Source organism: Streptomyces sp. NPDC044921 (genome assembly GCF_056432865.1).
In genome coordinates this window covers 230,002-242,321 of record NZ_JBWKIF010000008.1, presented here as the reverse complement: position 1 = coordinate 242,321, position 12,320 = coordinate 230,002, and the positions used below count along the sequence as shown (strand labels likewise).

The 12,320-nt window shown below is 73.2% G+C and carries 13 protein-coding genes; 5 read left to right on the top strand and 8 right to left on the bottom strand.

Annotation, left to right across the window (positions count from 1 at the left end):
* Positions 1 to 12: 12 nt before the first annotated feature.
* From AC07DA_RS15380 to AC07DA_RS15370, 3 genes are read left to right on the top strand one after another with little or no spacing between them, the layout of a single operon-like run.
* Positions 13 to 1,299: a magnesium transporter MgtE N-terminal domain-containing protein gene (locus AC07DA_RS15380; RefSeq protein WP_479128250.1), complete on the top strand. Its 1,287-nt coding sequence runs from the start codon at positions 13 to 15 to the stop codon at positions 1,297 to 1,299.
* Positions 1,289 to 1,888, top strand: coding sequence for a DUF1003 domain-containing protein (locus AC07DA_RS15375; RefSeq protein ID WP_479128248.1), 600 nt, complete (start codon positions 1,289 to 1,291; stop codon positions 1,886 to 1,888). Before AC07DA_RS15380 ends, AC07DA_RS15375 begins: the two co-directional genes overlap by 11 nt.
* Positions 1,889 to 1,931: 43 nt before the next feature.
* Entirely contained in the window at positions 1,932 to 3,065 is a 1,134-nt protein-coding gene (locus AC07DA_RS15370) for an Mrp/NBP35 family ATP-binding protein (RefSeq protein ID WP_479128246.1), read from the top strand.
* Between the two features lie 62 nt (positions 3,066 to 3,127).
* Here the strand turns inward: AC07DA_RS15370 and AC07DA_RS15365 are convergent, their stop codons facing one another.
* The 5 genes from AC07DA_RS15365 to sigE form a co-directional block, all read right to left on the bottom strand.
* A complete protein-coding gene (locus AC07DA_RS15365) occupies positions 3,128 to 3,799 on the bottom strand; it encodes a hypothetical protein (RefSeq protein WP_479128244.1) in 672 nt (223 codons plus the stop codon).
* 225 nt (positions 3,800 to 4,024) lie between these two features.
* The gene (locus AC07DA_RS15360) at positions 4,025 to 4,465 is read right to left on the bottom strand and encodes a sec-independent translocase (protein ID WP_479128242.1); all 441 of its coding nucleotides are present in this window, start codon (positions 4,463 to 4,465) and stop codon (positions 4,025 to 4,027) included.
* 223 nt (positions 4,466 to 4,688) lie between these two features.
* Entirely contained in the window at positions 4,689 to 6,362 is a 1,674-nt protein-coding gene (locus AC07DA_RS15355; protein ID WP_479128240.1) for a S1C family serine protease, read from the bottom strand.
* Positions 6,363 to 7,066: 704 nt separating this feature from the next.
* Complete coding sequence (locus AC07DA_RS15350) at positions 7,067 to 8,029, bottom strand: anti-sigma factor family protein (protein ID WP_479128404.1); 963 nt, start codon at positions 8,027 to 8,029, stop codon at positions 7,067 to 7,069.
* 68 nt (positions 8,030 to 8,097) lie between these two features.
* Complete coding sequence (gene sigE, locus AC07DA_RS15345) at positions 8,098 to 8,796, bottom strand: RNA polymerase sigma factor SigE (protein ID WP_479128402.1); 699 nt, start codon at positions 8,794 to 8,796, stop codon at positions 8,098 to 8,100.
* Between the two features lie 234 nt (positions 8,797 to 9,030).
* Here sigE and AC07DA_RS15340 point away from each other — a divergent pair, with 234 nt between their 5' ends.
* Positions 9,031 to 9,729, top strand: coding sequence for an O-methyltransferase (locus tag AC07DA_RS15340; protein WP_479128400.1), 699 nt, complete (start codon positions 9,031 to 9,033; stop codon positions 9,727 to 9,729).
* 118 nt (positions 9,730 to 9,847) lie between these two features.
* Here the strand turns inward: AC07DA_RS15340 and AC07DA_RS15335 are convergent, their stop codons facing one another.
* Positions 9,848 to 10,015, bottom strand: a complete 168-nt coding sequence (locus AC07DA_RS15335) for a DUF3117 domain-containing protein (protein WP_003966491.1) — start codon at positions 10,013 to 10,015, stop codon at positions 9,848 to 9,850.
* A gap of 382 nt (positions 10,016 to 10,397) precedes the next feature.
* Between AC07DA_RS15335 and chcB the strand changes: the two genes are divergently transcribed.
* On the top strand, positions 10,398 to 11,201 hold the full coding sequence (chcB, locus tag AC07DA_RS15330; protein ID WP_479128238.1) for a 2-cyclohexenylcarbonyl CoA isomerase: 804 nt from the start codon (positions 10,398 to 10,400) through the stop codon (positions 11,199 to 11,201).
* Between the two features lie 36 nt (positions 11,202 to 11,237).
* On the opposite strand, the gene AC07DA_RS15325 is transcribed toward chcB, so the two are convergent.
* Both AC07DA_RS15325 and AC07DA_RS15320 read right to left on the bottom strand, forming a co-directional pair.
* The gene (locus tag AC07DA_RS15325; RefSeq protein WP_479128236.1) at positions 11,238 to 11,858 is read right to left on the bottom strand and encodes a DNA-3-methyladenine glycosylase I; all 621 of its coding nucleotides are present in this window, start codon (positions 11,856 to 11,858) and stop codon (positions 11,238 to 11,240) included.
* Complete coding sequence (locus AC07DA_RS15320; protein ID WP_479128234.1) at positions 11,855 to 12,244, bottom strand: DivIVA domain-containing protein; 390 nt, start codon at positions 12,242 to 12,244, stop codon at positions 11,855 to 11,857. The genes AC07DA_RS15325 and AC07DA_RS15320 overlap by 4 nt, the downstream gene beginning before the upstream one ends.
* Positions 12,245 to 12,320 lie beyond the last annotated feature (76 nt).

The window sequence follows — 12,320 nt, the reverse complement described above, 5'->3', positions numbered from 1 at the left end:
GGAGCCGCGGCCATGGCAGCGGGCGCCCCCCGGATCTTCGTCTCGCACCTCTCCGGCATCGCCGTCTTCGACCCCGCCGGCGACCAGGTGGGCCGTGTCCGCGATCTCGTCGTCATGCTGCGGGTGGGGCAGCGACCGCCGAGGCTGCTCGGCCTCGTCGTCGAACTCGCCACCCGCCGCCGCATCTTCCTGCCCATGACCCGGGTCACGGCCATCCAGTCCGGCCAGGTCATCACCACCGGCGTGCTCAACGTCCGCCGCTTCGAGCAGCGGCCCACCGAGCGGCTGGTGTTCGGGGAGCTGCTGGACCGGCGCGTGACGCTCACCGAGACCGGCGAGGAGGTCACCGTCCTGGACCTGTCGGTGCATCAGCTGCCGGCCCGGCGGGAGTGGGAGATCGACCGGGTCTTCGTCCGCAAGGGCAGGAAGGGCGGGGCGTTCCGGCGCGCCAAGGGCGAGGCACTGACCGTGGAGTGGACCGCCGTCAGCGGTTTCTCCCTGGAGGAGCAGGGGCAGGGCGCCGAGAACCTGCTCGCCACGTTCGAGCAGCTGCGCGCGGCCGACCTCGCCAACGTCCTGCACCACCTCTCCCCCAAGCGCCGCGCCGAGGTCGCCGCCGCCCTGGACGACGACCGGCTGGCCGACGTCCTGGAGGAGCTGCCCGAGGACGACCAGATCGAGATCCTCGGCAAGCTGAAGCAGGAGCGGGCCGCCGACGTCCTGGAGGCCATGGACCCGGACGACGCGGCCGACCTGCTGGGCGAGCTGCCGACGGACGAGCAGGAGCGGCTGCTGAGCCTGATGCAGCCGGGCGACGCGGCCGACATGCGGCGCCTGATGTCGTACGAGGAGCGCACCGCGGGCGGTCTGATGACCACCGAGCCGATCGTGCTGCGCCCCGACGCCACCGTCGCCGACGCCCTCGCACGCGTGCGCAACCCCGACCTCTCCCCCGCCCTGGCCGCGCAGATCTACGTCTGCCGGCCACCCGACGAGACCCCGACCGGCAAGTACCTCGGCACGGTCCACTTCCAGCGCCTGCTGCGCGAGCCACCACCCTCGCTGGTCAGCTCGATCGTGGACAGCGACCTGCAGCCGCTCGACCCGGAGGCCGACCTGCCGGCCATCGCGGGCTTCTTCGCCACGTACGACATGGTCGCGGCGCCGGTCGTGGACGAGGCCGGGTCGCTGCTGGGCGCGGTGACCGTGGACGACGTCCTCGACCACATGCTCCCGGACGACTGGCGGGAGACGGAGTTCCACCTGGACGAGGAGGAGGTGGCCGGCAATGGTTCCTGACCGCGAGAGCACCCGCGAACGCTCGCCGGCCGGCGCCACGGCCGCCTCCCGGCCGCGTGCCCCCCGCCTCGACCAGCCGGGCGTGCCCCGGCGCCGGATCCTGCCCGAGTACGACCCGGAGGCCTTCGGGCGGCTGTCGGAGCGCATCGCGCGCTTCCTCGGCACCGGACGCTTCCTGGTCTGGATGACGGCCGCCATCATCCTGTGGGTGGCGTGGAACACCCTCGCCCCGCGCGGCCTGCGCTTCGACGAGTACCCGTTCATCTTCCTGACCCTGATGCTGTCGCTCCAGGCCTCCTACGCCGCCCCCCTGATCCTGCTCGCCCAGAACCGGCAGGACGACCGGGACCGGGTCAACCTGGAGCAGGACCGCAAGCAGAACGAGCGGTCGATCGCCGACACCGAGTACCTGACCCGCGAGGTCGCCGCCCTGCGCATCGGCCTGGGCGAGGTCGCCACCCGCGACTGGATCCGCTCCGAGCTCCAGGACATGATCAAGGAGCTGGAGGAACGGCAGAACGGCCACCGTCACGACACGGTCGTATTCCCCACGGAACGCCCGGGGGGACGTGACGCAGACGACCGCTGACGGCCTTTCCTACGCCATGGTACGGCGCCGTACCATCGTCCTTATGGCTATGGAAGACGCGGTGCGCGAGGCACTGGCGACGGTGAACGACCCCGAGATCCACAAGCCCATCACCGAACTGGGGATGGTCAAATCCGTGGAGATCGGCGCGGACGGGGCGGTCGCGGTCACCGTGTACCTGACGGTCTCGGGCTGCCCGATGCGGGACACGATCACGCAGCGCGTGACCGAGGCGGTCTCCCGCGTCGAGGGCGTCACCCGCGTCGACGTCACGCTGGACGTGATGAGCGACGAGCAGCGCCGCGAGCTGGCGTCCGCCCTGCGCGGCGGCCAGACCGAGCGCGAGGTGCCCTTCGCCAAGCCGGGCAGCCTGACCCGCGTCTACGCGGTCGCCTCCGGCAAGGGCGGCGTCGGCAAGTCGTCCGTGACGGTCAACCTGGCCGCCGCGATGGCGGCCGACGGCCTCAAGGTCGGTGTCGTGGACGCCGACATCTACGGCCACTCCGTGCCGCGCATGCTGGGCGCCGACGGCCGTCCCACCCAGGTGGAGAACATGATCATGCCGCCGTCGGCGAACGGCGTGAAGGTCATCTCCATCGGCATGTTCACCCCGGGCAACGCCCCGGTCGTCTGGCGCGGCCCGATGCTCCACCGCGCCCTGCAGCAGTTCCTGGCGGACGTGTACTGGGGCGACCTGGACGTCCTGCTCCTGGACCTGCCGCCCGGCACCGGCGACATCGCGATCTCCGTGGCCCAGCTCGTCCCGAACGCCGAGATCCTGGTCGTCACGACCCCGCAGCAGGCGGCCGCCGAGGTCGCCGAGCGGGCGGGCTCCATCGCCGTCCAGACCCACCAGAAGATCGTCGGCGTGGTCGAGAACATGTCCGGCCTGCCCTGCCCGCACTGCGGCGAGATGGTCGACGTCTTCGGCACGGGCGGCGGCCAGGTCGTCGCCGACGGCCTGACCCGCACGACCGGCGCGAACGTCCCGGTCCTCGGCAGCATCCCGATCGACGTCCGCCTGCGCGAGGGCGGCGACGAGGGCAAGCCGGTGGTCCTGACGGACCCGGACTCCCCGGCGGGCTCGGCCCTGCGCGCGATCGCGGGCAAACTGGGCGGCCGCCAGCGGGGCCTGTCGGGCCTGTCGCTCGGTATCACCCCGAGGAACAAGTTCTAGACCGAGCAGCGGCGGCGACCGGCCGCCGCGAAGGGGCGCCGGAACCCGGCGCCCCGCGGAACTCACGCGTACGCGGCGATGTCCTTCACCACGGAGAAGCCGAGCCCGTACGCACTCATGCCCCTGCCGTACGCCCCGACGTGCACCCCGGCCGCGGTGGACCCGGCGAGCACCCAGCCGAACTCCGACTCCCGGTAGTGGAACGCCGTCGGCACGCCGTCCACGGGGAGCGACAGCGTCGACCAGTGCGGCCCGTCGAGGTCGTCGGCCAGCACCCACGCCGTCTCGGTCTGCTGCTCCAGCCAGTCGTCCCGCAGCGAGTGGTCCATCTGCCCGGGCCACGTGAAGGACAGCAGCCCCACACCGGCGAGCCACGCCGCGGACGACACCGACGTGGCCTCCAGCAGCCCCGTACCGTCGGCGCTGCGCCGGGACGGGTTCGCCGCCACGGTCACCACGACCGCGAACTTCTCCTTGGACTCCTGGTCGCCCCCGGCGGCATGCTCGTTGCGCACCGTGGGCTCGTCCCCGTGCCCGATCGACCCGTGTTCGACGGCCCCGTCGGCCGTCGTGCCGACCTGCATCAGCCAGCGCGGCCCCGTGAACGCCTCGTCGAGGCCGTACCACGGGAAGGGCGCGCGCAGGTAGCCGTCGACGTTGCGCCGGGCGGAGGGGACCTGTTGTCCGCCCTCCGCGGCCGGCGCCTGCGCGACTGCCCCACTCGTCGTCTCCATGTGCCCGAGCCCTCCTCGCTCTCGTCGAACCGAGCGGCCCGCCCCCCTTCGGGCGTACTCGACCGGTCCGCACAACAACTCGGCAGCATAGCCACACCGCCGCGAGCAGCAGGGAAACCGCCCGGCGCGTGGGCCGCACGGGCGCCTCGTTCAGGCCGTACACAGCCCGACCGGAGTATGAAACGCGTCACGCGCGCCGGGGCGCGTCACCCCGGCGCCGGTCGCTCAGGTGGCGTCCGCGTCGAAGGGCGGACGGTCGTCCCGGCCCGGGGTCTCGGGCTTCTTCGTCATGTCGATGCGTCCGCCGGAGGAACCGGCGGACGACGCGGGGGACGCGTCGGGGTCACGGCCGTGGACGGCGTCGGTGACCTCGGCCATCTCCTTCTTCAGGTCGAAGCCGTTGCGGATCTCCTTGAGACCCAGGTCCTCGTTGTCGAGCTGCTTGCGGATGAACGTCTTCGGGTTCAGGTCCTCGAACTCGAAGTCCTTGAACTCCGGGCCGAGTTCCTCGCGGATGTCGTTCTTCGCGCTCTCCGAGAACTCACGGATCTTCCGGATCGTGCGCGTCACGTCCTGGATGACCTTGGGGAGCTTGTCCGGACCGAAGACGAGCACGGCGAGGACGATGAGCGTCACCAGCTCGAGCGGTCCTATGTCATTGAACACCTGAAGCTCCTTGCGATGTCCTCGGTCCTCGGCCCTCGGTGTCGGTGCGGGTCTTGCCGTGGTCCGGGCCGGCTCCACGGTACCCGGCGATCCCGTCCGACCGGTACCGTCCCGAGACCTCCGAGTCGGTGGAGTGGGAGCGCTTTCCCGATTGTTTGCCCGATGGGTCCCCCGGAGGGCTCGACGGGACGTCCTCGCGCGTGCCGCACCTCACGTGCCTCACTCAGCCGCCGGACGACCCGAGGACCAGGGAGACCGTCCGCTCCTCGCCGTCGCGCTGAACGGTCAGCTCCAGCCGGTCTCCGGGGCGGTGCGCCCGGGTCTTGACGATGAGCTCCTCGCCGTTGTGGATCCGCCGGCCGTCGACCTCGGTGATGACGTCGCCCGCCCTGATGCCGGCCCTGGCTCCCGGGCCGCCCGCGGTGACCGGCGGTCCTCCGTCGCTGCCCCGCGTGTCGACGCGGGCGCCGTCGCCCGTGTAGTCCATGTCCAGGGTGATGCCGATGACCGGGTGGGTCGCCTTGCCGTTGTTGATCAGCTCCTCGGCGACGCGCTTGCCCTGGTTGATCGGTATGGCGAACCCGAGGCCTATCGAGCCCGACTGGCCGCTGTCCGGGTCGGAGCCGTCGCCCGCCGAGCGGATGGCCGAGTTGATGCCGATGACCCGGGCCCGGGAGTCGAGCAGGGGACCGCCGGAGTTGCCGGGGTTGATGGGCGCGTCGGTCTGCAGCGCGTCGACGTACGACACGTCGCTGCCGTCGCCCTTCTCGCCACCGGCCGTGATGGGCCGCTGCTTGGCGCTGATGATGCCGGAGGTGACGGTGCCGGCCAGGTCGAAGGGCGCGCCGATCGCCACGACCGGGTCGCCGACCTGCACGTTGTCCGAGTTGCCGAGGGGCAGCGGGGTGAGGCCGCTGACGCCCCTCACCTTCACGACGGCGAGGTCGTAGCCGCTGTCCCGGCCCACGAGCTCGGCCTTGGCGGTCTCCCCGCCGTTGAACGTGACGGTGATCTCGCCGGTGGTGCCGGCGGGCCGGACGACGTGGTTGTTGGTGAGGATGTGACCGCGCGTGTCGAGCACGAAGCCCGTGCCGGTGCCCTGCTCGCCGGCGCCGCTCACGTGCAGCGTGACCACGCTGGGCAGCGCCCGTCCGGCGATCCCCGCGACACTGTCCGCGTCCCGCCCGGCGGCCTCCTTCCCGGCCTGGGGTAGTTCGACCGTCCCGACACCGCCGTTGCGCTCCAGATACGTCCCCACGAGCCCGCCGATGCCCCCGGACACGAGCGCCAGCACCAGCGCCCCGGCCACGAGCGCCTTCCTGCCCCGCTCGCGCCGCTGCTCGGTGCTCGGGACCGGCGCCCCCGTCTGCTGGAGGGGCCCGGGGGGCGCCCAGGGGTCGTAGCGCCGCCAGGGGTCGGAGGCGAGCGTCTGAGCCGCTGCCTCTATGTGACCGGCCGGAACCGGGGCCGTGGCCACGGGGGTGCCCTCGGACGGCACCTGGGCGGGGAGTGGAGCGTGGGCCGGTGACGGCGCCTGCGCGGGTGGCGGCGCCTGCGCGGGAAGCGGCGCCGGTGCCGGTGCCGGTGTCTGCTTCGGCCCGTGTGCCGGTGACGGCGCCTGGGCCGGTGACGGCGCCTGGGCCGGTGGCGATGCCTGCGCGGATGGCGGTGCCTGCGTGGGAAGCGGTGCCTGTGCCGGTGCCGGTGTCTGCTCCGGCCCATGTGCCGGTGGCGGCGCCTGCGCGGATGGCGGTGCCTGTGCCGGGACGCCGGGCGACGGCGCGTACGGGGCGGGTGCCGCCGGACCCGGCGCCGCAACGCCCGACGCCGGAACGCCCGACGCCGGAACGCCCGACGCCGGAACGCCCGGCGCGGGAACGCCTGTCGTCGGGGTCATCGGCGAGTCGTGCGGTGCCGGGACCCCCGGTGCGCCCGCGCCCGGCGCGCTCCGCACGGCCGGCGGCGGTGTCGTCACGCCGTGAGCCGGTGTCGCCGCCGGGTGCTGGACGGGCGGCGCGGGCGCCCAGGGGCCCGGCTCGCCATAAGGCGGGGTGCTGTAGGGGTCGGGGTCGTGCAGGGGCTTCGGGGCGTCCTGGACGGGCAGCGCCGGCCCGGCCGCCGGGACCTCGGAGTCGGCGGGAACGGCGGGGGCGGCGGGGGCGCCGCCCTCGGCCTGCGTACCGGTGGAGGGTGCGCCGGGGGACTCCCCGGCACCCGCTGCGCGTAGCACACCGGGCCCGTCCCCGGACGTCACCACGTCGTCGGGGCGCCGCAGCTCGTAGTCGCCCGCGTCCTCGTCCCGCCGGGCTTCGGGCCGGGCCAGTTCGAAGTCTCCCCCGGTGTCCGTGGAGTCCGGCGGGTCCGTCATCCGGCCCGGCCCCCCGTCCGTTCCCGGCTCCGCCCCCGCGGGGTCCTGGGGCCGTGGACGACCCCACCACTTCGCCTTCGTGGGCTTCCCCTCGTTCATGCTCTCCCCACAGCACAGCCGCGGCACGGCTCGTCGGCGGTGGCCGCAGTTCGTCGAATCGGCACCCGGACCCGCGCGGGCCGCGGGCGCCACCCCGGATTCAATCAGGTTCGCCGGTCGGCGCGCAGGGACGGTCAGCGGGCCGTGCGCGAGGACGTGGGGGCCGAGGGGGACGAGGTGGCGTCCGGCAGCGGCACGGCCAGCAGCGGCCCCGTGAGCTCGGGCAGCGCCGACCAGGACGTCAGGGCGGCCGGCGGGGCCGCCTGAAGCGGACGTATGAGCGGGGACATCGCGGCCGCGCCGGCCACCACCGGCGCGGTCAGCGCGTGCACGGTGCCGTGCCGGGCGGAGGCGGGCGGCGGTACACCGGGGAGCAGCGGCGCGGACACCTCGGTCGGGGCGACCGGGGTGTGGCCGAGCACGTTCTGGCCGTGCACCTGCCCCAGCAGCGGTCCCGCGCCGCGGCGGCGCTGGGACTCGGGAGCGGTCGCGGCTCCCGTGCCCTGGGTGCGCATCGGCGTGACGTTGCTTCCCGTGCCCGAGCCGCCGCGGGCCTCCGTGTCGGCCGGCGTGCCCACGGTGACACCGCCCAGCGCGATCGCGGCCAGGGACACCGCTCCGGCGGCCACGAAGGCGAACCGCATCCGCGAGGAGGAACGGTCCGGGTCGTGCCGTCCGACGTCGTGGATGCGGAAGCCCCGGCTGCCCGGGGGCAGACCGCGGTGGTCGGCGGGAAGGCCGCGCTCACCCGCCGCGAACCCTCTGCCCGCGGAGGGCGGCAGGGCCTGGAGATGCGGCCGGGACGGGGCGTACCCGAACTCGAACCGCTCGCCCCGCTTGGCCGGGTAGGCCCCGGACGAGCCGAACCGGCCGGGCAGCCCCGGCCCGCCCGGCGACGGGTCACCGTCCGGGCCGCCGCCCGCGGGCAGTCCCTGCAGGCGGGCCAGGAAGCTCTCGGACGGGGGCGGCGGGGCCGCCTCCGCGAAGACGTTCTTCAGCCGGCGCTGGGCGTCCACCTCCGCCTTGCACTTCGGGCAGGTGGCCACGTGCGCCAGCACGCGCTCGCGCGCGTCATGACCGAGCTCTCCGTCGACCAGGGCGGAAAGTCGGTCTCCCAGGTGCTGCTCTGCGAGGTGTCCCTCGGAGCCCTTCGGCCGTGATCCGCTCACGCGCTCGCGCCCCCTCCTCCCAGGGCGGGGACACGGGGCACGAAGGAGCGGCGCTCGGCGCGCGCCTCCGGCGAGCGGTGCGCGAGGGCCTTGCGCAGCTGGGAGCGGCCGCGGTGGATCCGCGATCGGACCGTGCCGAGCTTGACGCCGAGGGTCGCGGCGATCTCCTCGTACGACAGTCCTTCGATGTCGCACAGGACGACCGCGGCGCGGAACTCGGGGGCGAGGGTGTCGAGGGCCTGCTGGACGTCCGCGTCGAAGTGCGCGTCGTTGAAGACCTGCTGGGGGGAGGGCTCCTTGCTGGGCAGCCGCTCGGCCGCGTCCTCGCCGAGCGCGTCGAAGCGGATGCGCTGCTTGCGGCGGACCATGTCCAGGAACAGGTTCGTGGTGATGCGGTGCAGCCAGCCCTCGAAGGTGCCCGGCGTGTACGTCGACAGGGAGCGGAAGACGCGGACGAAGACCTCCTGGGTGAGGTCCTCCGCGTCGTGCTGGTTGCCGGTGAGGCGGTACGCGAGCCGGTAGACCCGGCCGCTGTGTGTGCTGACGATCTCCTCCCACGTGGGCGGAGTCCACGCCTGCCCGTCCGCGTCGGTGGTGAAGGTCGCGGTCTGGGCGGAGCCAGCGGCGTGGCTGTGGTCAGCGGTGTCGTTCACGGATGTCGGCCTGCCCGCCGATCCGAGGAAGCGCCGGAACACTCCTCCGCGATCCACAGGCGCAGCCGCACCTCCCCTGTCAGCTCTGGTGGTGTCCAGTGGAGCCCCTACCATAGCCACCTCGCCCGTTAGGACCGGATAAGCGGTTTTACGAGAATTTGATCTGGGCTGATACGCCTCGTACTGCTGCGTCGCCCCTTGCTCCGCGTCCTGATCCACCGCTCGCCCCCCGTCCCGGCCCCCGCCGCTTCCTCACGCTTCTAAACGACCGGTCCCATCTGCGGGTTCCCGAGCCCAACGGATACAGTCACGCCCAGGCAACCACGGGGACAGGAGAGGGTCATTACCGCCAACCGGCAGACGAGCTGGGCGTTCGCCGACGCCTATGTCGCCGAGGACGAAGCGCTGCACTGGGCCCGGGACCGGGCCCGCGAGGCAGGGCTGCGCTCGGTGTCGCCCGGCACGGGCGCCGCGCTGCGGTTGCTGGCCGCGTCCGTCGACGCGAAGGCCGTCGCCGAGATCGGCACCGGCTGCGGTGTATCCGGGATCCACCTGCTGCACGGCATGCGGCCCGACGGCGTCCTGACGACCGTGGACCCCGAGCCCGAGCACCAGCAGTTCGCCCGCCAGGCCTTCCGCGCCTCCGGCTTCGCCAGCAACCGGGCGCGCTTCATCCCGGGCCGCGCCCTGGACGTGCTGCCCCGCCTCGCGGACGCCGGCTACGACCTGGTCTTCTGCGACGGCGACCGGCTGGAGGTCATGGACTACCTCGCTGAATCGTTGCGTCTGCTGCGCCCCGGTGGGCTCGTCGTCTTCGAGGGCGCCTTCGCCAACGGCCGGACGGTGGACTCCGGTCCGCAGCCCACGGAGGTGCTGCGGCTGCGGGAGCTGCTGCGCGCGGTGCGCGAGAGCCAGGAGCTGGTGACGTCCCTGCTGCCGGTGGGCGACGGTCTGCTGTGCGCGGTGAAGCGGTAGCCCACGGGCAGGTTAGCGGAGCGCGAGCCGGGGCAGGCGAGATCCGACGGTGAGAAAACAACCGCCCCGGCACCTCATGAGATGCCGGGGCAGCTGAAAGGGTATGGTCGCGTGCGCGTCAGCCGACGACCTTCTTGAGGGCGTCGCCCAGGGCGTCGGCCTCGTCCGGGGTCAGCTCGACGACGAGCCGACCGCCGCCTTCGAGCGGAACGCGCATGACGATGCCCCGCCCCTCCTTGGTCACCTCGAGCGGGCCATCACCCGTCCGCGGCTTCATGGCCGCCATGCTCGTACCCCTTCCTGAAACCCAGCTCAGTCAAAGCCGACGGCCCTGAGAAGGGCACACGTGCGGTTCCTTGTGGCAGGACACGCGACACCGGCATCGAACACATTGCTTCCCAGCCATTATCCCGCATCTCAGGACCCGATGACCAACATCGGTCGGCATCGCTTGGGCAACGCACGCGAGCAAAACCACTCAATTCGGCGATGAGACTGCGATACTCCGCCCCCGCACACACGTCCGCCGAGCGGATCCGGACGGGAATTCTTTGACGCAGGTCACACGTCCGCTCCGGTTCCCCGCCGGTGATCTCCGTCATGCTGTCCTGCAGACCGGGACGTACCAGTGGGTACGTCCCCGAGCCGCGACACGGAGGGGATACGCCATGGCCGACACCGTGCTCTACGAGGTGAGCGACGGACTCGCGACGATCACGCTGAACCGCCCGGAGGCGATGAACGCGCTGAACGTGGCGGCCAAGGTCGCCCTGCGGGAGGCGGTCCGGTCCGCGGCGGGCGACGCCTCGGTGCGGGCGGTGCTGCTGACGGCCGCGGGTGACCGGGCCTTCTGCGTCGGACAGGACCTCAAGGAGCACATCGGGCTGCTGACCGCGGACCGGGAGACCGGTGCGGGGCAGACGATGAGCACGGTGCGGGAGCACTACAACCCGATCGTGCGGGCGCTGGCGGGGGCGGCGAAGCCGGTCGTCGCCGCGGTGAACGGGGTGGCGGCGGGGGCGGGCTTCGGGTTCGCGCTCGCGGCGGACTACCGGATCGTGGCGGACACGGCGGCGTTCAACACGTCGTTCGCGGGGGTCGCGCTGACCGCGGACTCGGGGATCTCCTGGACCCTGCCCCGGGTGGTCGGTCCGGGGCGCGCCGCCGACCTGCTGCTCTTCCCCCGGAACATCAGCGCGCGGGAGGCGTACGAGCTCGGGATCGCGAACCGGCTGGTGCCCGCCGGGGAGCTGCGGGCCGAGGCCGAGAAGGTGGCGCGGGCTCTGGCCGAGGGGCCGACACTTGCGTACGCGGCGCTGAAGGAGTCGGTGGCGTTCGGGCTGACGCACTCGCTGGAGGAGACGCTGGAGAAGGAGGACGAGCTGCAGACGCGGGCCGGGTCCTCCGAGGACCACGCGACCGCGGTGCGGGCCTTCGTCGACAAGGAGAAGCCGACGTATTCGGGCCGGTGAGCCCGGGGGCGGCCGCACCGCCGGGGGCTGCGGGCGCTAGCCGGTCGCCCGCGCGGTTCCCCGCCCCGCCGAAGAGGCGCTTCTCGCCACGCAGGGTGCCAAGTGATCGTTGACCAGGCCGCACGCCTGCATCAGCGCGTACGCCGTCGTCGGGCCCACGAAGCGCAGGCCGCGCTTCTTGAGCGCCTTGGACAGGGCCGTCGACTCCGGGGTGACCGGCGGGACGTCCGCGAGGGTCTTCGGGGCCGGGCGGCCCGCCGGGTCCGGGGCGTGGGACCAGATCAGGGCGTCCAGCTCGCCCGGGGCCCAGTCGGCGAGCACGCGTGCGTTGGCGAGGGTCGCGTCGATCTTGGCCCGGTTGCGGATGATGCCGGTGTCGGCCAGGAGCCGCGCGCGGTCCTCGTCGGTGAAGCCGGCCACCGCGGCGATCTCGAAGTCGGCGAAGGCGGCGCGGAAGCCCGGGCGGCGGCGCAGGATCGTGATCCAGGACAGGCCGGACTGGAAGGCCTCCAGGCTGAGCCGTTCGAACAGCGCGTCGTCGCCGTGGACCACGCGGCCCCACTCCTCGTCGTGGTACGCCACGTACTCCGGGGCGGACAGGGCCCAGGGGCAGCGCAGCCCGCCGTCGGGGCCCGCCAGGGCGGCACCGTCGCTCACGGCCGGTCCTCCTGCCGCGGGGCGGGCTTGTCCATGGACACGCGGGGCTCGCCGGAGGGGTGCAGCGGCCCGTGGGAAGAGACCGCTCGCGCGCCCGCCAGGGCCGACTCCAGGTCGGCGATGCGGGCGTCGCGTTCGGCGAGCTCGGCGCCCAGGCGGCTGAGGGCGTCGTCGACGTCGGCCATGCGGTAGCCGCGGGCGGCGAGCGGGAAGCGGAGGTCCTCCACGTCGGCCCGGCTGACCGGGCGGTCCGGGGGCAGCGGGTCCCGCAGCCGCTCGGGCGGGGCCTCGGGCAGCGGGCCGTTCTCGCCGCCGCCGACCACCGCGAGGGTCACCGCGCCGACCACCACGGCGAGCGCGACGACCAGGAACAGGAACATAACCATCGCGGGGCCCCCACGTCGGACGGATCGGAGTCGCGTACTGCTCCGAGTCGGATGTTGTCAGGCTCCGATCGTGCCA

Excerpts from the sequence above, each read along its gene's own strand:
- AC07DA_RS15380 (WP_479128250.1), top strand. The coding sequence starts at position 13 with ATGGCAGCGGGCGCCCCCCGGATCTTCGTCTCGCACCTCTCCGGCATC.
- AC07DA_RS15375 (WP_479128248.1), top strand. The coding sequence starts at position 1,289 with ATGGTTCCTGACCGCGAGAGCACCCGCGAACGCTCGCCGGCCGGCGCC.
- AC07DA_RS15370 (WP_479128246.1), top strand. The coding sequence starts at position 1,932 with ATGGCTATGGAAGACGCGGTGCGCGAGGCACTGGCGACGGTGAACGAC.
- AC07DA_RS15365 (WP_479128244.1), bottom strand. The coding sequence starts at position 3,799 with ATGGAGACGACGAGTGGGGCAGTCGCGCAGGCGCCGGCCGCGGAGGGC.
- AC07DA_RS15355 (WP_479128240.1), bottom strand. The coding sequence starts at position 6,362 with ATGACCCCGACGACAGGCGTTCCCGCGCCGGGCGTTCCGGCGTCGGGC.
- AC07DA_RS15335 (WP_003966491.1), bottom strand. The coding sequence starts at position 10,015 with ATGGCGGCCATGAAGCCGCGGACGGGTGATGGCCCGCTCGAGGTGACC.
- chcB (WP_479128238.1), top strand. The coding sequence starts at position 10,398 with ATGGCCGACACCGTGCTCTACGAGGTGAGCGACGGACTCGCGACGATC.
- AC07DA_RS15320 (WP_479128234.1), bottom strand. The coding sequence starts at position 12,244 with ATGGTTATGTTCCTGTTCCTGGTCGTCGCGCTCGCCGTGGTGGTCGGC.